Source organism: Colwellia sp. D2M02 (assembly GCF_018860755.1).
In the GTDB taxonomy this organism is placed as follows: Bacteria; Pseudomonadota; Gammaproteobacteria; order Enterobacterales; family Alteromonadaceae; genus Colwellia; species Colwellia asteriadis.
Genome location: NZ_JAHKPW010000060.1, coordinates 29537 through 53743, shown reverse-complemented (window position 1 = coordinate 53743; position 24207 = coordinate 29537). Strand labels below are relative to the sequence as shown.

Annotated in this window: 19 protein-coding genes and 1 tRNA gene; 17 read left to right on the top strand and 3 right to left on the bottom strand. The window is 38.3% G+C overall.

Going from position 1 to position 24207, the window contains the following annotated elements; all coding sequences use genetic code 11:
• Positions 1-116: 116 nt before the first annotated feature.
• The gene (locus KO495_RS10750; RefSeq protein ID WP_215980410.1) at positions 117-1478 is read right to left on the bottom strand and encodes a Na+/H+ antiporter NhaC family protein; all 1362 of its coding nucleotides are present in this window, start codon (positions 1476-1478) and stop codon (positions 117-119) included.
• A 306-nt stretch (positions 1479-1784) separates the two neighbouring features.
• On the opposite strand from KO495_RS10750, the gene KO495_RS10745 reads away from it, so the two are divergent.
• The 8 genes from KO495_RS10745 (at position 1785) to KO495_RS10710 (ending at position 10438) form a co-directional block, all read left to right on the top strand.
• Positions 1785-2396, top strand: coding sequence for an FKBP-type peptidyl-prolyl cis-trans isomerase (locus tag KO495_RS10745; protein ID WP_215980409.1), 612 nt, complete (start codon positions 1785-1787; stop codon positions 2394-2396).
• 51 nt (positions 2397-2447) lie between these two features.
• The gene (locus tag KO495_RS10740; protein ID WP_215980408.1) at positions 2448-2876 is read left to right on the top strand and encodes a hypothetical protein; all 429 of its coding nucleotides are present in this window, start codon (positions 2448-2450) and stop codon (positions 2874-2876) included.
• A gap of 102 nt (positions 2877-2978) precedes the next feature.
• Entirely contained in the window at positions 2979-3785 is an 807-nt protein-coding gene (gene dapB / locus KO495_RS10735; RefSeq protein ID WP_215980407.1) for a 4-hydroxy-tetrahydrodipicolinate reductase, read from the top strand.
• A gap of 259 nt (positions 3786-4044) precedes the next feature.
• Positions 4045-5220: a glutamine-hydrolyzing carbamoyl-phosphate synthase small subunit gene (gene carA, locus KO495_RS10730; protein ID WP_215980406.1), complete on the top strand. Its 1176-nt coding sequence runs from the start codon at positions 4045-4047 to the stop codon at positions 5218-5220.
• A 28-nt stretch (positions 5221-5248) separates the two neighbouring features.
• The gene (gene carB / locus KO495_RS10725; RefSeq protein WP_215980405.1) at positions 5249-8467 is read left to right on the top strand and encodes a carbamoyl-phosphate synthase large subunit; all 3219 of its coding nucleotides are present in this window, start codon (positions 5249-5251) and stop codon (positions 8465-8467) included.
• Between the two features lie 154 nt (positions 8468-8621).
• Positions 8622-9098, top strand: a complete 477-nt coding sequence (greA, locus tag KO495_RS10720) for a transcription elongation factor GreA (protein ID WP_215980404.1) — start codon at positions 8622-8624, stop codon at positions 9096-9098.
• A gap of 205 nt (positions 9099-9303) precedes the next feature.
• Positions 9304-10149, top strand: a complete 846-nt coding sequence (locus KO495_RS10715; protein ID WP_215980403.1) for an SPFH domain-containing protein — start codon at positions 9304-9306, stop codon at positions 10147-10149.
• A gap of 88 nt (positions 10150-10237) precedes the next feature.
• Positions 10238-10438, top strand: a complete 201-nt coding sequence (locus KO495_RS10710) for a hypothetical protein (RefSeq protein WP_215980402.1) — start codon at positions 10238-10240, stop codon at positions 10436-10438.
• 78 nt (positions 10439-10516) lie between these two features.
• Here KO495_RS10710 and yhbY read toward each other — a convergent pair whose 3' ends face one another.
• The gene (yhbY, locus tag KO495_RS10705; protein WP_215980401.1) at positions 10517-10813 is read right to left on the bottom strand and encodes a ribosome assembly RNA-binding protein YhbY; all 297 of its coding nucleotides are present in this window, start codon (positions 10811-10813) and stop codon (positions 10517-10519) included.
• A gap of 212 nt (positions 10814-11025) precedes the next feature.
• On the opposite strand from yhbY, the gene rlmE reads away from it, so the two are divergent.
• The 8 genes from rlmE (at position 11026) to KO495_RS10665 (ending at position 18747) form a co-directional block, all read left to right on the top strand.
• Positions 11026-11655 (top strand): 23S rRNA (uridine(2552)-2'-O)-methyltransferase RlmE, encoded by a 630-nt coding sequence (rlmE, locus tag KO495_RS10700; protein WP_215980400.1) that lies wholly within the window; start codon positions 11026-11028, stop codon positions 11653-11655.
• Positions 11656-11844: 189 nt separating this feature from the next.
• Positions 11845-13824, top strand: a complete 1980-nt coding sequence (ftsH, locus tag KO495_RS10695; RefSeq protein ID WP_215980399.1) for an ATP-dependent zinc metalloprotease FtsH — start codon at positions 11845-11847, stop codon at positions 13822-13824.
• Between the two features lie 129 nt (positions 13825-13953).
• On the top strand, positions 13954-14784 hold the full coding sequence (folP, locus tag KO495_RS10690; protein WP_215980398.1) for a dihydropteroate synthase: 831 nt from the start codon (positions 13954-13956) through the stop codon (positions 14782-14784).
• Positions 14785-14828: 44 nt separating this feature from the next.
• Positions 14829-16166, top strand: a complete 1338-nt coding sequence (glmM, locus tag KO495_RS10685) for a phosphoglucosamine mutase (RefSeq protein ID WP_215980397.1) — start codon at positions 14829-14831, stop codon at positions 16164-16166.
• A 297-nt stretch (positions 16167-16463) separates the two neighbouring features.
• Positions 16464-17234: a triose-phosphate isomerase gene (gene tpiA, locus KO495_RS10680; protein ID WP_215980396.1), complete on the top strand. Its 771-nt coding sequence runs from the start codon at positions 16464-16466 to the stop codon at positions 17232-17234.
• A gap of 4 nt (positions 17235-17238) precedes the next feature.
• Entirely contained in the window at positions 17239-17625 is a 387-nt protein-coding gene (secG, locus tag KO495_RS10675) for a preprotein translocase subunit SecG (RefSeq protein ID WP_215980467.1), read from the top strand.
• Between the two features lie 91 nt (positions 17626-17716).
• Positions 17717-17801: transfer RNA gene (locus tag KO495_RS10670), tRNA-Leu, on the top strand.
• A 154-nt stretch (positions 17802-17955) separates the two neighbouring features.
• Positions 17956-18747, top strand: a complete 792-nt coding sequence (locus KO495_RS10665; RefSeq protein ID WP_215980395.1) for a phytanoyl-CoA dioxygenase family protein — start codon at positions 17956-17958, stop codon at positions 18745-18747.
• Between the two features lie 159 nt (positions 18748-18906).
• Here the strand turns inward: KO495_RS10665 and KO495_RS10660 are convergent, their stop codons facing one another.
• Positions 18907-22215 (bottom strand): DEAD/DEAH box helicase, encoded by a 3309-nt coding sequence (locus KO495_RS10660; protein WP_215980394.1) that lies wholly within the window; start codon positions 22213-22215, stop codon positions 18907-18909.
• Positions 22216-22475: 260 nt separating this feature from the next.
• Here KO495_RS10660 and KO495_RS10655 point away from each other — a divergent pair, with 260 nt between their 5' ends.
• Positions 22476-23783 (top strand): DEAD/DEAH box helicase, encoded by a 1308-nt coding sequence (locus KO495_RS10655; protein ID WP_215980393.1) that lies wholly within the window; start codon positions 22476-22478, stop codon positions 23781-23783.
• Positions 23784-24207 lie beyond the last annotated feature (424 nt).

Here is a 24207-nt window from a genome sequence, read left to right as displayed (position 1 = left end):
AAAACGCTTTTATCTCGAACAAAATTTAATCGCGAAAGTTCAACAGCCCCTAGTCTTCACTTAAAAAATGCTTTTGATACAAAATACTTTAATCATTTATTGATCATAGCATGAAGTTAGTTGTTTTTTCGGGTTAATCGCCAAAAAGAAAAGCCGGCAACAAAAAATAATACCATAGGATAGAAAGCGTGGCTTGCCACCTCGATAGGTGAAATCTTTAAGGTAGCCCCTAATAATAAAGCTTGAGCGCCATAAGGCAATAACCCTTGGTTGATACAAGCAAAAACGTCTAACAAACTCGCTGATTCTGCCGGACTTAATTCGCCGTCAGTGGCGAGGTTTTTAGCGGTGTCGCCGGTCACTATAATTGATACGGTATTATTAGCAGTAAAAAAATTACACAGAAAAGCTAGACCGGAAATACCAAAACCAGCGGCACGCTTATTATTACTTGGACTTAATTTTCTAGCGAGTGACTCTATTGCCTTTGTTAATGCAGCTAAACCACCTTGTTGTCTTACTAACTCACTTAACCCACCAATAAATAAAGATAAAATGAATATATCTTGCATGCTTGCAAAACCACTATTAATGTCGTTTACCCAAGCGGATACTTGATAATCACTCGTTAACATACCTATAACAGCGGCGAGTATTATTCCTGCAACTAATACGGCAAAAACATTAACCCCCATCAAAGCTAGAACTAAAATAACCGCGTAAGGGAGCAGGCCAATTAACGAAGCATCACTGCTAATACTATGATTGACCTCTCCGCCTAAAATAGCAAAAGCCACCAAACAGATTAACGCTGCAGGTACGGCAAATTTAAAATTTACTTTAAACTTATCTTTCATATGTGCGCCTTGACTGCGCGTTGAGGCTATCGTGGTATCTGAAATGATAGATAAGTTATCGCCAAAAATTGCACCTGAAACAATACAACCAGCAACAAGCGCTGCATCAAGCTGCGCTGAGTCGATAAATCCAAGTGCAATGGGAGCGATTGCGGCAATGGTTCCCATTGATGTGCCCATAGCCGTAGATAAAAGAGCAGCAACCAGAAACAAACCGGGCAGTAGTAGATAATCTGGAAAAATGGCTAGCCCTAACTCTACACTTGCATCAACACTGCCTGTCGCTTTTGCTACCACCGCAAAAGCACCTGCTAATAAGTAAATAACACACATGGTAGTAATGTTGCTATTACCGGCACCAGAGATAAATTGAGCAATTTGTTGGTTAAGTGAGCCTGTACCTATTCGCATACCGGCGTATATCGCTACCAAGATCGCTGGAATGATAGCAATACTTGCAGGTAATTGATAAAAGGCAAAATCGACACCTTGTAACGTTAATATAATGCCGGTACCTAAAAATAGGCTTAAAAACACCGCAAAAGGTAATAACGCACTGAGTTTTGGAGTAATTAAACTTGGCTTAGTAAATGTAGGTGAAGGTTGTTCTTCATGATTCATAGTAATGTTCTGTATTATCAACAATAGAGTGCATTATAAAAGCATAACAGAAACTGTCAATATAGATGTTTAGATGGCTAAATGGATTTGAGATCATTATGTAAAGATTAATGCGCTTTATTACGACCATAAAGAAATAGAGTGCTTTAATAATAGCTTTATTAAGCCATCTTATAATTTATTACGATTTACTTTGTTACTACACTACAGTGACGTAAAGATTTATGATAAAATCCGACAAATTTTAAACCCTATCTAAAAATATTCAGTCTATGAATGGCTGATAATATCTGGAGTTAGTGAATAATGTCATTTGAAACAATTGAACAACGTGTAAGCTATGGTGTAGGTCGTCAACTAGGTGACCAATTACGTAACAACCCTTTTAAAGAGTTTGATATTACGGCAGTACAAGCAGGTATTGCTGATGCATTAGCTGATGCTGCAAGCCAAGTATCGGATGAAGATTTAAATGAAGCATTTACTGTTGTTTCTAAAAAATTACAGGAACTAGAGCAAGCTGCAGCCAAAGAAGCAGCAGCTGCAGGTGAAGCCTTTTTAGCTGAAAATGCTCAACGTGCAGAAGTCACTGTAACTGAATCAGGTTTACAATACGAAGTAATTACTACTGGTGAAGGCGAAAAGCCAGCAGCAGATAGCACAGTAAGTGTTCATTACCATGGTACATTTGCAAATGGCGATGTATTTGATAGCTCTGTAGAGCGTGGACAACCTGCTGAATTCCCAGTAAATGGTGTTATTGCTGGCTGGACTGAAGCATTACAGTTAATGACTGAAGGTTCAAAATGGCGTTTAGCTATTCCTTATAACTTAGCTTACGGCGAACGTGGTTCACAAGGTGCTATTCCTCCTTATGCAACGTTAGTATTTGATGTTGAGTTATTAAGCATTAAGTAAGTTATTTTTAAAGCCCTCCGTTGAGGGCTTTTTATTGAACTGATATTAAGAATGAATACTAACAAAATAACTAATCTTTTTACTCGTTACTTGCAGTACTTTAAAACGTACAACTTAGCGGGGATTGCTAGTTGCTATCACTTACCTTGTACATTAAATACGCCTGATAAGTTAACGCTTGTTGTTAATGAGCAAGAATGCCATGCAGCACTAGGGGAAATATTTACCCAGCTAAAAGAAGCTGAAACCTCTACTATAGTAGTGAGAAAAGCCAGTTACCAACAAATAGACGAAACGGTTTTTTTAGTGAGCATTGATTGGGACTTTTTCGATGGTAATCAGCAGATTTTTGCTGATTTTACTGCGCTATATCATGTGTTAGTTGTAGCTGATGAATTAAAAATAATGAATGTCATTTCTCATGAGCTTAGTAATTCATTATCACTAGAGCATTCATTCTCAATATCGGTTACTGCTTAATTAATGGCACCTTAATATATTAAACAGCATCAATTAAAAACTATTAAAGGCAATTTAACTATTTTTTAAATTGCCTTTTAAAGAAAACTCAAAGAGAAAAGTATGAAAGTAAAAGTAGCTATTTTAGGTTGTAGCGGCCGCATGGGACGTAATTTAATACAAGCGGCACATGAACACGAAAGCATTGAGCTAGTGGGTGGTAGTGTGCGTGAAAGTTCATCTTTTGTTGATTTTGATTTAGGTGAATTAGCAGGTATCGGCGCAATTGGTCTAAAAACTTCAACATCATTAACACAGTTAAGTCATGCCGACGTGTTTATTGATTTTACTTCAATAGAAACCACGTTAGAAAACTTAGCTTGGTGTAACGAACATCAAAAAGCCTTAGTGATAGGCACTACAGGCTTTAGCGACGAACAAGTTGCTACCATTAAAAACGCCGGTAACACTATGCCGGTAATTTTAGCGCCTAACACCAGTGTTGGTGTAAACCTAATGTTTAAATTGCTACAAATTACCGCAAAAGCGATTGGTGACTATACTGATATAGAAATTTTTGAAGCCCATCACCGTTTTAAGAAGGATGCACCGTCAGGTACTGCGGTAAAAATGGGACAAGTGATTGCCGATGAATTAGGGCGAAGCCTTAATGACGTCGCGGTTTATGGCCGAGAAGGCATCACCGAAGAACGTAAAAAAGAAACCATTGGTTTTGCGACAGTAAGAGCCGGCGATATTGTTGGTGAGCATACTGCTTTTTTTGCTGATTTAGGTGAGCGCCTTGAAATAACCCATAAAGCTAGTTCTCGTATGACTTTTGCACTAGGTGCAATGCGAGCTGCTTTTTGGCTGCAAAATGCAGACAATGGTTTTTATGATATGCAAGACGTTTTAGGGTTAAAGGATTAAAAAGCTAAAAGGTTGATAAAACCATCCTGATTATAATTTTTAACTTGTTTTTAGGATGTTATAACGAAGATAAGTGCTCTTTTTGACGGTTTGAAAACAAAATCACCTAAAAGAGCTGTTTTTTATGATTTATTACTAGACGAAATAATACTACAAGCGTAAAATAAGTGGATTTTGTCAAAAATTTAGAGGAATTTAAGTTTTTGACATTTTTTATGTGCAAATTTTGCGTTTATTTTTTCTTCCTTTGGAGGTTACATTGGCTACATCTGCTATTTTAGTGCTTGAAGACGGCACTGTGTTTAAAGGCACCGCAATTGGTGCAAAAGGATCGGCTGTTGGTGAGGTGGTATTTAATACCTCAATGACAGGTTATCAAGAAATTCTAACCGACCCCTCTTACGCAGAGCAAATTATTACCCTAACTTACCCACATATTGGTAATACAGGTACAAATAGCGAAGATAAAGAATCGAATAGTATTGTAGCTAAAGGGTTAGTTATTCGTGATTTACCTTTACTAGCAAGTAACTTCCGTAATGAGCAAAGCTTAAGTGAGTACCTAATAGCGCATAACATTTTAGGTATAGCTGATATTGATACGCGTAAATTAACACGTATTTTACGTGAGAAAGGCGCACAAAACGGTTGTATCGTGAATGTATCAGATAGCGATGAAGAAAGCTTAGTAGCAGAGCAAGAAAAAGCCTTAGCGCAAGCTAAATCATTTCCAGGCCTTAAAGGCATGGACTTAGCCAAAGTTGTTTCAACTAAAGAACAATATCAATGGGACGAAGGTAGCTGGACACTGAAAGTAGCCGATGGTGAAGGTACCGGTTTCACTAAACCAGCGAGTTACGATTACCATGTTGTCGCTTATGACTTTGGCGCAAAAAGTAACATATTACGCATGTTAGTAGACCGTGGTTGTAAGTTAACCGTTGTGCCAGCTCAAACACCTGCTAGCGAAGTACTTGCGATGAATCCAGATGGTATTTTCCTATCTAATGGCCCAGGTGACCCAGAGCCATGTGACTACGCAATTACGGCAATTAAAGAGTTCTTAACAACAGATATTCCAGTATTTGGTATTTGTTTAGGTCATCAATTATTAGGTTTAGCGAGCGGTGCAACTACATTAAAAATGAAGTTTGGTCACCACGGCGCTAACCACCCAGTAAAAGATCATGCGCGCGATGTGGTAATGATAACTTCACAAAACCATGGTTTTGCAATTGATGAAGCTAACATTCCAGCTAACATTAAAGTGACGCATACTTCATTATTTGATGGCTCAATTCAAGGTATTCATTTAACCGATAAGCCAGCATTTAGCTTCCAAGGCCACCCTGAAGCAAGCCCTGGACCACATGATGCGGCACCATTATTTGATCACTTTATTGATTTAATTAAAGTATTTAAAGAAAACCAATAAACTCACAAGACAAGAGAGAAAGACAACCATGGCAAAAAGAACTGATTTAAAAAGTATCTTGATCTTAGGCGCAGGACCAATCGTTATTGGCCAAGCCTGTGAGTTTGATTATTCAGGTGCACAAGCGTGTAAAGCCCTTCGCGAAGAAGGCTATCGAGTTATTTTAGTTAACTCTAACCCTGCAACAATTATGACTGACCCAGAGATGGCCGATGCTACTTACATTGAGCCAATTCATTGGGAAGTTGTTCGTAAAATTATTGAAAAAGAACGCCCATGTGCAGTATTGCCAACAATGGGTGGTCAAACTGCATTAAACTGTGCGCTAGAACTTGAAGCTAAAGGCGTATTAAAAGAGTTTAATGTTGAAATGATTGGCGCTACAGCTGATGCAATTGACAAAGCAGAAAACCGTGAACGTTTTGACCAAGCAATGAAAAACATTGGTTTAGAATGTCCACGTGCAGAAATCGTACATACCATTGAAGAAGCGCATGAAACATCAAAGCGCATTGGCTTCCCATGTATTATTCGCCCTTCATTTACTATGGGTGGTACCGGTGGTGGTATCGCTTATAACATTGAAGAGTTTGATGAAATCTGTACTCGTGGTTTAGATTTATCACCAACTAATGAACTATTGATTGATGAATCATTAATTGGTTGGAAAGAGTATGAAATGGAAGTAGTTCGTGACAAAAATGATAACTGTATCATTATTTGTTCTATCGAAAACTTTGACCCTATGGGTATTCATACGGGTGACTCAATTACCGTAGCACCAGCACAAACGTTAACAGATAAAGAATACCAAATCATGCGTAACGCTTCATTAGCGGTATTACGTGAAATTGGTGTTGAAACTGGTGGTTCAAACGTACAGTTTGGTATTTGTCCAGATACAGGCCGTATGGTTATTATCGAAATGAACCCACGTGTATCTCGCTCATCAGCGTTAGCATCAAAGGCAACTGGTTTCCCAATTGCTAAAATTGCGGCAAAACTTGCGGTAGGTTACACACTTGATGAGTTATCTAATGATATTACTGGCGGAAAAACACCAGCATCATTTGAACCAACAATAGATTACGTTGTAACTAAGATCCCACGTTTTAACTTTGAAAAATTCGCAGGCTCAGAAGACCGTTTAACGACGCAAATGAAATCTGTTGGTGAAGTCATGGCTATTGGCCGTAACCAACAAGAGTCAATGCAAAAAGCGTTACGCGGCTTAGAAGTTGGCGTTAACGGTTTTGATCCAATTGTTGATGTGAGCCAACCAGGCGCTAAAACCAAAATCATGCATGAGCTTCAAGAAGCAGGTGCAGACCGTATTTGGTACATTGCGGATGCATTCCGTTTAGGTTTAACGGTAGAAGACATTTTTAACGCTACTAAGATTGACCGTTGGTTCTTAGTTCAAATTGAAGATATCATCAAAGAAGAAGCAAATGTTGCTGATGGTGGTTTAAAAGTATTAACCCCCGATTACTTACGTAAACTTAAACGTAAAGGTTTTGCTGACTCTCGCCTTGCTAGTGTTATTGGTGTTAGTGAAACTGAAATTCGTAAAAAGCGCCATGCTGCAGATATTTACCCTGTGTATAAGCGTGTTGATACCTGTGCGGCTGAGTTTAGCTCAGATACCGCTTACATGTACTCTACTTATGATGAAGAGTGTGAAGCTAACCCGAGTAATCGTGACAAAATCATGATTTTAGGTGGTGGTCCAAACCGTATTGGTCAAGGTATTGAATTTGATTACTGCTGTGTACATGCAGCTTTAGCATTACGTGAAGACGGTTATGAAACTATTATGGTTAACTGTAACCCTGAAACAGTTTCTACCGATTACGATACATCAGATCGTTTATACTTTGAGTCAATTACTTTTGAAGACGTACTTGAAATTGTTCGTATTGAAAAGCCTAAAGGCGTTATCGTACAGTACGGTGGTCAAACACCACTTAAGCTAGCCCGTGCTTTAGAAGCGGCAGGAGTACCAATTATTGGTACCTCACCAGATGCTATTGACCGTGCGGAAGATCGTGAGCGTTTTCAACAAGCGGTTGACCGTTTAGGTTTACTACAACCAGAAAATGCAACGGTTACTTCACTTGATGAAGCAATGGCAAAAGCCGAAAGTATTGGCTTCCCATTAGTTGTTCGCCCATCTTATGTATTAGGTGGTCGTGCGATGGAAATCGTTTACGACTTAGAAGACTTACGTCGCTATATGACAGAAGCGGTAAGTGTATCAAATGACTCACCAGTATTACTTGATCATTTCCTTGATGATGCCATTGAAGTTGATATTGACGTAGTATGTGATGGTACCGATGTTGTTGTTGGCGGTATTATGCAGCACATTGAACAAGCAGGCGTTCACTCGGGTGATAGTGCATGTTCACTTCCTGCGTACAGTTTAAGTCAAGAAGTACAAGATATTATGCGTAAGCAAGTAACCGATTTAGCGTTTGAGCTAGGTGTTATTGGCTTAATGAATACGCAAATGGCGGTTAAAGATGGCAAAGTTTACTTAATTGAAGTAAATCCTCGTGCAGCACGTACTATTCCATTTGTCTCTAAAGCTACATCTGTACCTTTAGCCAAAGTTGGTGCGCGTGTTATGGCAGGAAAATCTCTAAAAGAGCAGGGTATTGTTGAAGAAGTTATTCCACCATACTTCTCTGTTAAAGAAGTTGTTATTCCTTTTAACAAGTTCCACGGTAGCGACCCGCTTGTTGGCCCAGAAATGCGCTCAACAGGTGAAGTAATGGGTGTTGGTAATACTTTTGAAGAAGCTTACGCTAAAGCTAACTTAGGCGCTGGTGTATCAGTACCTAAAGAAGGTCGCGCGTTAATTTCTGTTCGTGATAGTGATAAAGAGCGAGTATTAGAGTTAGCTAAAATCATGGTTGATTTAGGTTATGAGCTTGATGCAACGCACGGCACAGAGATTATTTTACGTGAAGCAGGTGTGCCAGTTCGCCGCGTTAATAAAGTACATGAAGGTCGTCCACATATTCTTGATAGAATCAAAAATAGTGAGTACAGCTACATTATTAATACAACAGAAGGCCGTAAAGCGATTGAGGATTCAAAAGTTTTACGTGGCGGGGCATTACGTTATAAAGTAGCTTACACTACAACGTTAAATGCTGCGTTCGCTGCTTGTATGTCGCATGCCGCTGATGACCGTAATACGGTAACATCAATTCAAGAACTACATACACGTTGTAAATAAAGTATTCTAATTGTCACCTTGAAATAACGGCTTAAAAACGTTATTTCAAGGCTAGTTAAGTATGACTAGGTTCTTATTATTGTAAAAAGAATAGACGCGGATCAAAATAAAAAAGTTGTTTTTTAACAACTTTTTTCTTTAAAAAGAAGAGATTATGAGCCAATATCCAATGACAGTTCAAGGCGCAGATAGATTGCGTGAAGAGCTAAACCAGTTGAAAACAGTAAAACGTCCAGAAATTGTTGCTGCAATTGCCGATGCTCGTGAGCATGGTGACTTGAAAGAAAATGCAGAATACCATGCAGCGCGTGAGCAACAAGGCTTCTGTGAAGGACGAATTCAAGATATTGAAGGTAAGTTGGGCAACGCTCAAATTATTGATGTATCAAAAATTACCAATACAGGTAAAGTGTTATTTGGTACAACAGTTACATTACTTAATATTGAAACAGAAGCTGAAGTTACTTATCAAATCGTTGGTGATGATGAAGCAGATATTAAGCAAAACCGTATATCAATTAGTTCACCTATTGCCCGTGGTTTAATTGGTAAAATGGTTGATAGCGAAATTGAAATAACAACCCCTGGCGGCGTTGTTGAATACGAAATTATTGCCGTTGATCACATTTAGTTTACCCGTTAGTTAATCGAGTCAATTGCTCGAGTTAATTGATAGAACTAGCTAACTCGATTGAAAATAAAAACCCCATACTCTTTTGAGTATGGGGTTTTTTATTGCTTTGAACTAGGGCTGTTATTGACAAAATAACAAAAGACAATATAATTAAAGTCATTCTAAATGATATCTTTTTGATATCACTTTATCCGAGGTGTTTATGCAAGAGAAAAAAGGTTTTTCATTAAATGGTTATGCAGTTTTTGTAATATTGTTAGTCATTGCAGGCTTTGTTTTGAGTCAAGCGGCAACTAATAACATCAATATTGCTACTGTTATTGTTGCAATTCTAGCGGTACTGGCTATTCCTGGTTTCTTTATGGTACAACCTAATCAGGCTATGGTGATGACGTTTTTTGGCAGCTACGTCGGAACGGTTAAATCAAACGGCTTACAATGGACAATTCCTTTGTTTATTCGCAAAAGCATTTCTTTGCGTATTCGCAATTTTGAATCTAACCAAATGAAAGTTAACGACTACCATGGTAACCCTATTGAAATTGCAACTGTGGTTGTTTGGTCAGTTGATGATACCGCTGAAGCTTTCTTTGAAGTCGATGACTACCTTAGTTTTGTTAATATTCAAAGTGAATCAGCACTGCGTAATATGGCGATTAGTTATCCTTATGATCAACATGAAGGTGATGAAATTGCCTTGCGAAGCCATCCGCAGGAAATATCTCAAGCGCTAAAAGAAGAAATTCAACAACGTTTAGGTAAAGCAGGTATGAAAGTTCACGAAGCACGTATTAGCCACTTAGCTTATGCCCCCGAAATAGCCAACGCGATGTTACAAAGGCAGCAGGCATCAGCTATTATCGCCGCACGAAGTATGATTGTTGATGGTGCAGTTGGTATGGTTGAAATGGCATTAAGCCAGCTTTCAGCGAAGCATATTGTCGAGTTAGATGAAGAACGAAAAGCGGCAATGGTGAGTAACTTACTTGTAGTATTGTGTAGTGATAAAAGTACGCAACCCGTTGTTAATACTGGTAGTTTGTATTAATCATGTGCAACTTAAGTAAATAGATTACTTTTATAGCCTTAGGTTTATTATTTGTGATAAGTGATCAAACATCAGCAGAGGAGTAATAATGGCAGCTAAAAAAAGCTACCCTTTAAGAATTAATCCAGAGGTTCTTGCTGCAATGCAGCGTTGGTCTGACGATGAGTTACGTAGTGTTAATGCACAAATAGAGTATGTATTAAGAAAGGCGCTTGTTGACTCAGGTAGAGTAAAGCTGGTTGAAAAAGTTATTACCATTGTGGAGGATAACACGGCTAAAGAAGAATAATGCTTTACATGTTATTTCATACTTTGCGCGAAATATTTTACAATTTCGCGCAAAGCTATTATCGGCTCAGCAATAGTATTAGATCTTAGGAATATGGATCTTTTTCTCAGCACTTTGACGATAAATGACTAATGTTTTACCAATAACTTGTACTTGGGTTGCATTAGTTTCACGACAAATTGCTTCAACAATTAATGCCTTTGTTTCTCTGTCATCTGTTGGAATTTTTACTTTAATTAATTCATGATGATTTAAGGCATAATCAATTTCAGCAACAACGGCCTCAGTTAAACCATTACTACCAAGTAAAACCACTGGTTTTAAAGGGTGCGCTACACCTTTAAGGTGTTGAATTTGTTTTTTGTTTAAGCTCATTACTCAATTTCATTATCTGTTGGCTTGAATTGACGCTATTTTACCCTTATCTAGTAATTAATACTAATACCAATCGCACTAATTTTATAATCTGTTATAAATGAGTCGCTTTAAGTCATCTGATAAAATTTATTACAGCCGACTTTGGCTACTTCCTCAATCCTAATGGTATAATCTTAATAAATTAATGTGCTTTTAATGAGTAAGCAAACATGACGAATAAAAAACACAAAGTAAGTAGCCAGCGCTGGCTTGATGAGCACTTTGAAGATGAATATGTTAAAAAAGCGCAGCGTTTAGGTTTACGCTCTCGTGCTGTTTTTAAAATAGAAGAAATAAATAATAAAGATAAATTAATTAAACCTGGTATGAAAGTGGTTGATCTAGGTGCTGCGCCAGGAGGTTGGTCTGAATATGCGGTAAAAGCCGTTGGCGATAAAGGGCAAGTAGTTGCATGCGACATATTACCTATGGATGCCATTGCAGGTGTTGATTTCTTAGAAGGTGACTTTCGAGAAGAGGCGGTATTAGAAGCATTACTTGAGCGCATTAGCGGGAAAAATATTGACGTCGTTATGTCTGACATGGCCGCAAATATGACAGGTAACGAAAGTGCTGACTCTGCACGTAGTATGTACTTAGTTGAACTTGCACTAGATATGTGTAGTGAAGTATTAAAGCCTAATGGTGCTTTCGTGGTGAAAGTATTCCAAGGGGCTGGCTTTGAGCAATACATGAAAGATGTTAGAGCTGTTTTTAAAACCGTTAAAACCCGTAAGCCTGAATCATCAAGAGCACGTTCAAGAGAAGTTTATTTAGTAGCTACAGGATATAAAGGTTAATTTATTTTCTTAGCTAACCTATTAATTACTCCATTGAGTTAACGCCAATTAATTAGGCAAGTTGTAACCAGTTGTAACTTGTTGCTAAAGTTAAATGGCGACTAGACTTGAATTGTAGTAAATTAAACACAATTAACATTATTAAAACTTTTTTTAATAAATTATCACGCACCACAAGAGGTCATTAAGTTGAGCGATATGGCAAAAAATCTTATTTTATGGTTAGTTATTGCGGTTGTTTTAATGAGTGTATTTCAGAGTTTTTCTCCAAATACAGCTCAAGAACAGCAAATGGATTATACCCGCTTTATTCAAGATGTCCGCCAAGGACAGATTCGTGATGCGAAAGTTGATCGAAATGGTGTGATCACCGGCGAAAAAAGAAGCGGTGAAGCTTACGTTACCACCATACCCGGTGGTTTTGATCGCGACTTAATTAACGACTTAGTTAAGCAAGGTGTTCGCGCTGAAGGTAAATTACCAGAAGAAACAAGCTTCTTAACGACTATTTTTGTATCTTGGTTCCCGTTCATCCTTCTTATTGGTGTGTGGATTTTCTTCATGCGTCAAATGCAAGGCGGTGGCGGTAAAGGTGCTATGTCGTTTGGCAAAAGTAAAGCACGCCAGTTAACCGAAGAGCAAATTAAAACAACCTTTGCAGATGTTGCTGGTTGTGATGAAGCAAAAGCAGAAGTTGCAGAGTTAGTTGATTACTTAAAAGAGCCTACTCGCTTTCAAAAACTCGGTGGTCGTATTCCATCGGGTATTTTATTAGTAGGCCAGCCTGGTACCGGTAAAACATTATTAGCAAAAGCCATTGCTGGTGAGGCGAAAGTACCGTTCTTCACCATTTCTGGTTCAGACTTTGTCGAAATGTTTGTTGGTGTTGGTGCGTCTCGTGTACGTGATATGTTTGAGCAAGCGAAAAAAGCAGCCCCTTGTATTATCTTTATTGATGAAATTGATGCCGTAGGTCGCCAACGTGGTGCTGGTATGGGTGGCGGTCATGATGAACGTGAGCAAACATTAAACCAAATGTTAGTAGAAATGGATGGTTTTGAAGGTAATGAAGGCGTTATTGTTATTGCCGCAACTAACCGTCCAGACGTATTAGATCCAGCATTACTTAGACCAGGTCGTTTTGACCGTCAAGTCACGGTTGGTTTACCTGATATCCGTGGTCGTGAGCAAATTTTAAAAGTTCATATGCGTAAAGTGCCATTAGCTGACGATGTAAATGCATCGGTTATTGCGCGAGGTACTCCTGGTTTTTCTGGTGCTGATTTAGCCAACTTAGTCAATGAAGCTGCGTTATGGTCTGCACGTACATCACGACGCTTAGTGGGTATGTACGAGTTTGATAAAGCGAAAGACAAAATCATGATGGGCTCAGAGCGCAAAACTATGGTGATGAGTGAGTCAGAAAGAGAAATGACTGCTTACCATGAAGCAGGGCATGCTATTGTTGGACGTTTAGTGCCAGACCATGATCCTGTTTACAAAGTGAGTATTATTCCTCGTGGTCGCGCTTTAGGTGTCACGATGTACTTACCTGAACAAGACCGCTTTAGTCACTCTAAGCAACATTTAGAAAGCAACATATCATCACTTTACGGTGGTCGTATTGCAGAAGATGTTATTTATGGCAGTGATAAAGTCTCAACGGGTGCTTCAAATGATATTGAACGTGCAACTAATATTGCTCGTAAAATGGTTACTCAATGGGGCTTATCTGAAAAAATGGGGCCTATGCTGTTTGCAGAAGAAGAAGGTGAAGTATTCTTAGGAAGAACGTCTGCCAAGTCTTTACATATGTCTGATGAAACGGCAAGAGCTATTGATGATGAGATTAAAGCGGTTATTAACCGTAACTATCAACGCGCTGAAAGCTTGATTAAAGAAAATATGGATGTTTTACATGCCATGAAAGATGCTTTAATGAAGTATGAAACGATTGATGCACTACAAATTGATGACTTAATGGCACGTACTGATGTAAGAGCTCCAGCTGATTGGGACGATAACAGCAGTGATTCATCACCTGATAATCGTGCTAATAAAGGCGGTGGTGAAAAAGCAGAAGAAACGACTAATAGTGAAAGTGCTGAAAGTAAATCAGATGAAACACCTGATTTAACTAAACCAGAAGGCAATTCATCAACAAGTTAAGCCTTACTTGTTAACTTAATGTAAAGCCTCGGTGTTGAGTAAACACCGAGGCTTTATTGTATATAATGATGTAAACTAGCATCAGTAAAAAATACGTTTATTCAAAAACTAAGAAATACAATTAATATTATGACTGTAAACTCTGCAATAAACTTATCCGTAGTTAAAATCATGGGAATTTTAAATGTTACGCCTGATTCATTCTCCGATGGCGGTAAATTCTTGCATACCGACTTAGCGTTGCAGCAAGTTGAAGCGATGATAAACGATGGTGCCACTATTATTGATATAGGCGGCGAGTCAACCAGACCGGGTGCTGCTGAGGTTAGTGAAACTGACGAATTAGCGCGAGTTATTCCGCTATTAAAAGCGATCAAAGAAAACTTTACGGTTGAAGTGTCTATTGATACCAGTAAAGCTGGCGTTATGGAGCAAGCTATCAGTTATGGCGCTGATATCATCAATGATGTGCGAGCACTGCAAAATGACAACTGTTTAAATGTTATGGCCAATAGTACTGTGCCTATATGTTTAATGCATATGCAAGGTTTGCCTCGGACGATGCAACAGGCCCCCAAATATAATGATCTTATTGGCGACATTAGTGACTTTTTCAAGCAACGTATTGATGCTTGCTTGACGGCAGGTATTGCACGCGAACGTTTAATTTTAGATCCCGGCTTTGGCTTTGGGAAAACACTATCGCAAAATTATCAATTACTTAATCAACTATCAGCGTTTAAAGCGTTAGGTTTGCCTATTTTGTCGGGTACTTCTCGTAAATCAATGATTGGCAATTTATTATCATGCGAGGTAACAGAGCGTCTTGCGGGAAGTTTAACCACAGCGATTATCGCAATGCAGCAAGGGGCAAGTATAATTCGAGTGCATGATGTTAAAGAAACGGTTGATGCGCTCAATATTTTAAAAGCAACCAATAATTATCACGTATTAAATTGATACAAAAATAACGACAACAAAAGTTTAATTTATAAGGATTAACCATGTCTAATCGAAAATATTTTGGCACCGATGGGGTGCGAGGCTTAGTGGGACAATACCCAATAACTCCTGAGTTTGTCATGAAGTTAGGCTATGCTGCTGGTAAAGTGCTTGCGGCGCAAGGAACAAAAAAAGTTTTAATCGGTAAAGATACACGTATTTCTGGTTATATGCTTGAGTCTGCTCTTGAAGCGGGTTTTTCAGCTGCAGGTATTGATATTGGTCTTTTAGGGCCTATGCCAACACCAGGTATTGCTTATTTAACTAAAACATTTCGCGCCGAAGCGGGTATTGTTATTAGTGCGTCACATAATCCATTTTATGATAATGGCATTAAGTTTTTCTCACAAGACGGTCAAAAACTTCCCGATGAAGTTGAGCTTGCTATTGAGGCCTTACTCGACGAGCCTATGGGTTGTGTAGAGTCAGCTAGTTTAGGTAAAGCGAGCCGAATTGGTGATGCGGCTGGCCGTTATATTGAGTTCTGTAAAAGTAACTTCCCAAGTCAATTATCGCTACAAGGATTAAAAATTGTTGTCGATTGCGCTAACGGGGCTACATATCATATTGCGCCAAATGTTTTTCGAGAGCTCGGCGCAACAGTTATTGAGTTAGCTTGTTCACCGAACGGCACTAATATTAATGACGGCTGTGGTGCGACTTCAATGGATATGATCAGTAAAGCTGTGGTTGAACACGAGGCTGACTTAGGTATAGCTCTTGATGGTGACGGCGACCGACTAATGATGGTAGATCATACCGGCTACGTTATCGACGGTGATGAAGCGGTTTATATTATTGCTAGTAATGATTTGAAGTCGGGTAATCTGCAAGGTGGCGTTGTTGGCACCCTAATGAGTAATATGGGGTTAGAGTTAGCATTAGAGGCACTTGATGTACCATTTGCCCGTAGTAATGTTGGCGACAGATATGTTATGGAACTGCTAAGAGAAAAAGGTTGGCAGTTAGGCGCTGAAAACTCAGGACATATAATTAACCTAAATCATACCTCAACGGGTGATGGCGTTATTGCTGCGTTAAATGTATTAACTGCGGTTTGTCAAAGTAATAAATCGCTATACGATTTACGCCAAGGCATTACGATGCTGCCACAAGTATTAGTTAACGTACGTTTTTCTGGCAAAAACAACCCATTAAAAGATAACGACGTACAAGCCGAAGTGGCTAAGGTTAATGATACGTTATCAGGACGTGGTCGCGTACTTTTAAGAAAGTCGGGAACTGAGCCTTTAATTCGCGTTATGGTAGAAGGGCCTGAGTTAGACGAAGTTACGAGTTTAGCTAACCAAATTGCCGACCTAGTAAAAGTAGTTAAGTAATATGAGCTAAACCCAAGCAGCGTTATCGCTGCTTGGGTTGCTAAAGTAGCGCAGTCACCTGTAGCTCGCTTCGACTTGATAAGGTATTTATTGTGCCAAGCCCTTGTTAATCTGGTTTCATGAGGCGCTCGTCGCGGCAATTTTAACAATGAAAAGCCCGCGGTAATTAATTACGTACAAATAAGCTGCAATCAGTAAAAGATATTCACTTAAATACTTGTATCTTTTGCGTAGGTTAGTTACTATCTCGCGGCTTCATTTTAGCAATGATTTGATAGCATAAATTATGAGGTAAGTATGAATAGACGAGCAATTGTTGCCGCAAATTGGAAAATGAACGGTAATTCAGCCCTAGTCGATACTATGGTAAGTGGTTTACATAACATTAGCTTATCAGACAATGTTGATGTGGTAATTTGTCCAAGTTTTGTTTATTTATCTGAACTTGCCCATAAGTTAAAAGAAAATAGCTTAGAAAACACAATCGCGCTCGGTGCTCAAAATGTTAGTGATAAAGCTAGCGGTGCATTTACCGGTGAAGTATCTACCGATATGCTACAAGAGTGCTCAGTTAAGTTTGTTATTGTAGGTCACTCTGAACGTAGAGAGCTTTACAAAGAAACATCAACGCAAGTTGCTCATAAAGTTGCAACAGTATTAAATGCGGGCTTAACCCCTATATTATGTATAGGCGAAAGTGAAAGTGAACGTGCAACTGAGCAAACAGAGGTGGTATTATCATCTCAACTGCAGCCAGTTATTGATGAAATTGGCATAGAAAAATTTAAAGATGTTGTTATAGCGTACGAGCCTGTTTGGGCAATAGGTACAGGTAAAACAGCCTCTAAAGAAATGGCACAAGAAACACATCAATTTATTCGTCAGTTTTTAGCGCAATGTGATGCTGAAATAGCGAATAAAGTGCCTTTATTATATGGTGGAAGCGTCAATGCTTCTAACTGTGAAGCATTATTCGCACAAGCTGATATTGACGGTGGTCTTATTGGTGGTGCTAGTTTAAAAGTTGACGAATTCAGCGTAATTTGTTCAGCAGCGAAAGGAAAATAAAATGTTGTATCAAGTTTTAATTATTGCCTATGTATTAATTGCTTTAGCCTTAATCGGTTTAGTATTAATTCAACAAGGAAAGGGCGCTGATATGGGAGCATCATTTGGTGCTGGCTCTTCAGCGACAGTATTTGGCTCTGGTGGTTCAGGTAACTTCTTAACAACAAGTACTACCTACTTAGCGGTAGCATTTTTTGCAATCAGCCTAATTTTAGGTAACTTAACAGCTAACCGTACTAAAGCGGTTGATGAATGGAACAACTTAAGTGTTCCTGCTGAACAAGCTGTTGATGCTATTCCGGCTGAAAGTATTGAACCTGCAACATTAAACAGTGATGTACCGGCTTCAGCTCCAGCTAAAAAAGAACAAGAAAGCGACGTACCAAACTAGTCGTCAGTTAATTTATTGAAGTTAATACTTCCTCAGTATTGCATCATTTAAATAAATTAATGTTAAAGTGAATAATAAGATTTAGTTTTGCGCGGATGTGGCGGAATTGGTAGACGCGCCAGCTTGAGGGGCTGGTGACTTAGGTCGTGGGGGTTCAAGTCCCCCCATCCGCACCACTAAATCATATACTATAAAAAATAATAAACCGAAATAACCTTAATTAAGGTGTTTCGGTTTTTTTATGTCTGTTGTTTGTATTTTAAAGCAGCTTGCACCGTAACCCGTATTTTTGTCTCATAATTTATATAACCAGTGAAGCGTTTGTAATCTATGTCAATTAATTACCAGCAATACCGTAGCGAATATAATAGCCAAGGATATTTTGTTATTCGAGACTACTTTGATGAGCTTGAAATAGCCGCACTTCGAAAAACCGTATTAAAGTTTCATCAAGCATGGAAAAAAGACAATGAAACTTTTTATCAAGAAGAGGCGTTTAACTCTTCACTCATTACCGGCAGCGAATATTTAAAGGCAGATGATCGTATTAAGTTATTTAACTTTATCTGCTCTAAAAAAGTAATGGAGGTTGTTGAGGCGCTTATCCCTGAACAGCCTGCCTTTATGAATACTCAATTATTTTTTAACCCTGTTAACCCCGAGCAAAAAGATTTTTGGCACCGAGATTGTCAGTATGATCATGACTTGGCAGGACAACAAAAAGCGATTCAAGAAACACAAGTCGTCCATTTACGTGTCCCTTTATTTGACGAGTTAGGAATGGAGTTAGTACCTGGTACACACCAACGTTGGGACAATGAAGAAGAGCATAATGTAAGGCAGGAAGAAAAAGGGCGAAATAGTAGCGAAGATTTAACCTACGGGGTGAAAATACCACTTGCAGCAGGTGATTTATTAGTATTTTCTGCAGATATGATCCACCGTGGTTTATATGGCTTAGATAGGCTGGCACTCGATATTTTAGTTTTTGATTCAGCCGCTGACTTTGCAGATTATGTTGACGATGACTGTTTACCTGATCAAGCTATGCTTGAAAAAATTGACAACCCTAAACTTTTAATAAATACCATTGCCGCTAAAAGGGGAGATACCCTCTATTAATAAATAGTATGCATTGTTAGCGCCGCTACAACATATATTAACAATAAGTAAGTTAAGAAAAGCTGAGTGATGGATATTGTTTTTTATCGTGCTCAGTTGCTTTACAGAGCGTTTAACGACTTTAAACGCTCTGGGGATTACACTGTAACAGTGACTAAACTAGCTTAATGGGGCAAGTAACGAGTCTAAAATATCATCGGTTAAGCTGAGTTTATTGTCACTGACCTCTTCTGATAATAGTGCTTTGGCAAGCTCAGCTTTATTTTGTTGTATTTTCTGAATTTTTTCTTCTATTGAGTTCTCAATAATATATTTGTAAACAAATACGGGTTTGTCTTGCCCAATACGGTAAGCTCTGTCGGTTGCTTGATTTTCTACCGCAGGGTTCCACCAAGGATCAAAATGAATAACGGTATCTGCGGCGGTTAAGTTCAAACCAACACCACCAGCGCGTAAACTAATTAAAAATACTGGTACTTCACCTTGCTGAAACTTGTCTACCACTTCTTGTCGGTTTGTTGTTGATCCAGTTAACTTAACATAACCAATATTATCCGCGATAAGTGCTTCTTCAATTAAAGAGAGCATACTGGTAAATTGCGAAAATATTAATATTTTACGTCCTTCATCAATTTGCTCAGGTAAAGTTTCCATTAAATAGTCAAGTTTAGCTGACTGATTTACCTTTTTAGCGCCATCAAGTGATAATAGTTTTGGATGGTTACAAACTTGTCTTAGCTTTAATAGCGCATCTAACACTTCAATTTGGCTACGCTTTAAGCCTTTGTCGGCAATAATATCTTTTAAGCGACTATCCATAGCTAAACGTACCGATTCATATAACTCCGCCTGTTGCCCTTCAATACGTAGTGTTTGAATAATTTCAGTTTTTGGCGGTAACTCTGTGGCTATTTTGTCTTTGGTTCGTCGTAATATAAAAGGCTTAATACGTTGGTTGAGTAATTGTTTACGTTCTTGATCGCCGTGCTTTTCAATAGGGGTTCTAAAGAGTTTACTAAATTGTCTTTGTCCGCCTAAAAATCCGGGTAATAAAAAGTTAAATTGTGCCCAAAACTCACCTAAATGGTTTTCCATTGGCGTACCGGTTAAACACAATTTATGTTGTGCTTTAAGGGCCATAAAGGCTTGATACAATTTGGTTTTGGTGTTTTTTATATAATGAGCTTCATCAAGAATAAGGTAATAAAATTGTTGCTCACAGTAATGTGGTAAATCTTTTGCGATTAACGCATAACTGGTAATAATAATATCAACTTGGCGTTCAATGCCATTAGCACCTTCAAGGCAGTCAAAATGCTCTTTACGCTTACTACCGTGTAATACCTGATAAGAAAGCTGCGGAGTAAATTTTTCAATTTCATTGGCCCAGTTAAAAATAACGCTGGTTGGTGCAACAATTAATACGGGCTTGTTAAGCCGACCTTGCTGTTTCTCAATTAATAAATGAGCCAAGGTTTGAATTGTTTTACCTAAGCCCATATCATCGGCCAAAATACCGTTTAATTGATATTCACGTAAAAACTGTAACCAATTTAACCCTTGATGTTGATAGGTGCGTAATGTTGCTTTTAAGCCTTCAGGTATGGCAACGGTGGTTACTTGTTGAAAGTTTTTTAATTTATTCGCTAGCGTTCTGAGTTTACTTGTTCCCGTTGCTACCATGCCTTGATCGTCTAACATAGATAAGGTTTGATGCCCTTGAAATCGAGATAGCTCCATGGTGCCATCTTTCGTTAAGGCATTAGGCATAAACAGTTCAATAAATTGTTTTAATATAGGCTGTACGCTTTGGTAGCGTAGGGCAACAAAGTTGCCTTTATCTAAGTCAACATAAATAGGTAAATCTGCAGGAATTTGTGTTTCTTTTTCACGATCAAGAAGTACAGCTTTAGGTAATTGCTCAATAGCGCCTAATAAAATAGGAAATGCAGGCATTTTTTTGCCATCAATGGTTAAGTTTAACCCCAGCGAGAAAAAATCATGGTCGTCAGTCTCAATAATTTCGGCATCAAAAACACTATTGGTAGCAAGTGCTTTGTAGTAAAAATTATCAGCAAAACTTATATGCCAACCTAAATCATTAAGTAGTGGTAATTCTTGATCTAAAAAGTGATGCCATAAATAGCGACCTTGCAGCAGCATTGAATATTTAGGATCTTTGTTTTTATTCAAGTAATCTTCATTAGTAAAGGTATAACGTTTCGCTTTAGGCTGCGGGCTAAACTTTAAGGTCATAAGCTTATCAATAACAGTTTGCTCGAAAGCCAAATCACGATAAATTTTTATTGTATTACCATCATCATCTAAAGTTTTGGGCGTAATAGTAACACTGTCATTGTGTGGGTTAACTAAATTTCCTTGGTAGGAAAAGTTAACTTTTACGTAGCCTGATTGCGGATCTTTTTCTAGCGATGTTGAAAAGTGCAAGTGCACTTCGGGTGTGCTTAAGGTTTGTGAAAACTCAGTCTTAGGTTTAGGCAACCGTTTTACGGCATCGCCTAGCGACATTGAGAGCTTATTCATTATCCAAGGCAGTTTATCTTCTTCAAAAATAGGGGAGTTGAGTAAATCGGCTTCAAAGTCACATTGAGTATTGGTGTTGAGCTTGCCAAAGCTGTTTTGTTCTTCATCATAATAACAAAGAGGTTGGGCTTTAATTATATGAATACTGCTTGAGGGCTCAGGTAAAATTAACTGTAACTTGTGTAAATGGTTACCAAGCGCTATCCATTGCCACTGGGCTTCTATAGGCTCACCCAATGTAATGGCGTCGTTTAAATTGTAATTATTATGCCAAAAGCAGCGATTACTTTTAATAATACGTTCAAATAAGTCAAAGTATTTAATATTGTCGCCATATTGGTTGGTGCGCATGAGTTCGGTAATAATTAATACATCATCGCTTGTTGCATAGGCACTATTAATTAACGAGCTAGGAGAGTGTTCGCTGCCAAGTGTGCTACTCCAACCACCGCTTTTTTTAGGTTTGGTTGACTTAATTGTTAAGGTGAAATAATCCCCGTCAACATAACTGTTAGGCTTTAAAAAATATAATAAAGATTTTTGTTGGATGTTTGGCTGGTATCTACTAGGTTGAGCTTGAAAACGGCTTAACCACTTATCAACGGTTTTTTCAGAAGAGGCGATGCTATTATGATCAAAATGTTCATTAATAAAATGCTGTGCTAAGGCAGCCGCATGTTTACAATTTCGCCCAACGTAACAGTCGCAATAACTCGCCATGCCATCGTGTTTAATATTTAACACTAATCTTGTTAAGTAACTCGATTGGCGTGAACGCTCACTTAATACTACTCCCCTAATTATGCCGCCATCAAGGGCGCAAGTGTTAACGCCTTTGTCCTGAAAAATTCTTGTGCCTTTTTTCCATTCATTTTTACTAAAGTGTTTTTCAAGTAATTCAGGGGTAAAGGTGTTTTTGGTCATAAGTTTTAATTAGTTAGCATTCAAATAGTTTAGTGAGCGTATAAGCAAGAGAATAGAAAATAAGTAGAGCTGTAATAACAAATATACTGATATGTGAGTTTGTTATTTAATGCCATTAATTGAATTTATTTATCATGTTATTGAATAATAACACTGCGTCATGAAAGCTTCAATGTAGCGTTTTAGCGAATTTACTAACTGAGCGAGGCAGAAATACGCTAAAATGTGCTATACCTTTTTGTTTTGAACCTAATAATTTAATGACCTCAGCCAAAACACCAATCAATTTTACTGATCTTGGGCTAATATCGCCTTTATTAACACGACTAACAGAGCTGGAATATCTGCGAGCAACCCCCATTCAGGAAAAGGCTATTCCAAGTGTATTATCTGGACGTGACCTAATTGCTGGCGCAAATACGGGCTCAGGTAAAACAGCAACTTTTGCTTTACCGTTACTGCAAAAGTTGCACACTGAAAAGTTAGCTTCAGTAAAAAATACAAAACAGCATAACGGTAATTATGTTGCTGGGCTTATTTTGGTGCCGACGCGAGAATTAGCCAAGCAAGTTGCCGATAGCATAAAATCTTATGCGGCACATTTAAATGGTGCAATTAAAACCGTTGCGGTTTTTGGTGGCGTTTCAGTGAATACGCAAATGCTCACGTTACGTGGCGGCTGTGATATTTTAGTGGCAACTCCTGGGCGATTACTTGATTTAATTTCAAGTAATGCTATTAAACTCGATTTAGTTAATACCTTAGTGCTTGATGAAGCCGATCGTATGTTAAGCCTAGGTTTTACTGAAGAGCTTTCTGCGTTATTAGCGTTAACCCCTAAAACTAAACAAACACTATTGTTTTCAGCAACATTTCCTGAACAAGTACAAGCTTTAACACAAGAATTACTTAATAATCCAGTTGAAATACAAGTGCAAAGCAGCGATGCTAGCACTTTAGTACAGCGTGTTTTTACCGTTAATCAAGGTGAAAAAACGGCAGTTTTAGCGCATTTAATTGAGCAACACCAATGGCGACAAGCATTGATTTTTGTTAACGCTAAAAATCACTGTGAGCATTTAGCGCAAAAGTTATCAAAGCGTGGTATTAGCGCAGAAGTATTTCATGGTGATAAAGGACAAACCGAGCGTACGCGAGTACTTGAGGGGTTTAAATCGGGTGAAATAGCAATGTTAATTGCCACAGATATTGCTGCGCGTGGTTTAGATATTGAAAAGCTACCCGTTGTGATAAACTTCAATTTACCTCGAAGTCCTGCTGATTATATGCACCGTATTGGTCGAAGTGGTCGAGCAGGCGAAGTCGGCTTAGCATTATCTTTAATTGATCATGAAGATTTTCATCACTTTAAAGTAATTGAAAAGAAAAATAAAATTCGTTTAGAGCGTGAACAAGTTAAAGGTTTTGAGGCAGATGAGATTACCAAGGACTCTATTTTAGCCCCAGCTAAACCTATGGCAAAACCCGAAGGTAGCGGAAAGAAAAAGCGTAAAAAGAAAATCACAATCAATGCCGATATTTGGGCTGGATACTCTGAGCCTGAGTAGGTTTCTTCCACTTATTGTGGGGATTTTTATGTAACGAAAAAAGCTTTGCGTAAGAATACTCCACAAGTCGGTTCGAAAACGGCGATTAAAAGCCGTTTTTCATATTACTCAGAGTAACGGCATAATTTAAGCTGCATATAAGCCTCTTTTTAATTTCTCTTAACTAAATCAATAAGATATTCATAGCGGATTTTATGTTTAAGCAATAAGGTTGGTATCTGTCTTACTAATTAGTGACATAAGTCCCCATAACCCTTTATTAGCTGCTAAGTGAAGTTAGAGTACCTCTTTAATAACCATTTTCTCCTAAAACGGTAGTTATAAAAGAAAATATTTATTTATATTTATTACTAGGGGCTATTGAACTTTCGCGGTTAAATTTCGTTCGAGATAAAAGCGTTTTAATCGCGGCGGACAGTGTGTT

Excerpts from the sequence above, each read along its gene's own strand:
- KO495_RS10750 (WP_215980410.1), bottom strand. The coding sequence starts at position 1,478 with ATGAATCATGAAGAACAACCTTCACCTACATTTACTAAGCCAAGTTTA.
- KO495_RS10745 (WP_215980409.1), top strand. The coding sequence starts at position 1,785 with ATGTCATTTGAAACAATTGAACAACGTGTAAGCTATGGTGTAGGTCGT.
- KO495_RS10740 (WP_215980408.1), top strand. The coding sequence starts at position 2,448 with ATGAATACTAACAAAATAACTAATCTTTTTACTCGTTACTTGCAGTAC.
- dapB (WP_215980407.1), top strand. The coding sequence starts at position 2,979 with ATGAAAGTAAAAGTAGCTATTTTAGGTTGTAGCGGCCGCATGGGACGT.
- carB (WP_215980405.1), top strand. The coding sequence starts at position 5,249 with ATGGCAAAAAGAACTGATTTAAAAAGTATCTTGATCTTAGGCGCAGGA.
- greA (WP_215980404.1), top strand. The coding sequence starts at position 8,622 with ATGAGCCAATATCCAATGACAGTTCAAGGCGCAGATAGATTGCGTGAA.
- KO495_RS10715 (WP_215980403.1), top strand. The coding sequence starts at position 9,304 with ATGCAAGAGAAAAAAGGTTTTTCATTAAATGGTTATGCAGTTTTTGTA.
- KO495_RS10710 (WP_215980402.1), top strand. The coding sequence starts at position 10,238 with ATGGCAGCTAAAAAAAGCTACCCTTTAAGAATTAATCCAGAGGTTCTT.
- yhbY (WP_215980401.1), bottom strand. The coding sequence starts at position 10,813 with ATGAGCTTAAACAAAAAACAAATTCAACACCTTAAAGGTGTAGCGCAC.
- rlmE (WP_215980400.1), top strand. The coding sequence starts at position 11,026 with ATGACGAATAAAAAACACAAAGTAAGTAGCCAGCGCTGGCTTGATGAG.
- folP (WP_215980398.1), top strand. The coding sequence starts at position 13,954 with ATGACTGTAAACTCTGCAATAAACTTATCCGTAGTTAAAATCATGGGA.
- glmM (WP_215980397.1), top strand. The coding sequence starts at position 14,829 with ATGTCTAATCGAAAATATTTTGGCACCGATGGGGTGCGAGGCTTAGTG.
- tpiA (WP_215980396.1), top strand. The coding sequence starts at position 16,464 with ATGAATAGACGAGCAATTGTTGCCGCAAATTGGAAAATGAACGGTAAT.
- KO495_RS10665 (WP_215980395.1), top strand. The coding sequence starts at position 17,956 with ATGTCAATTAATTACCAGCAATACCGTAGCGAATATAATAGCCAAGGA.
- KO495_RS10660 (WP_215980394.1), bottom strand. The coding sequence starts at position 22,215 with ATGACCAAAAACACCTTTACCCCTGAATTACTTGAAAAACACTTTAGT.
- KO495_RS10655 (WP_215980393.1), top strand. The coding sequence starts at position 22,476 with ATGACCTCAGCCAAAACACCAATCAATTTTACTGATCTTGGGCTAATA.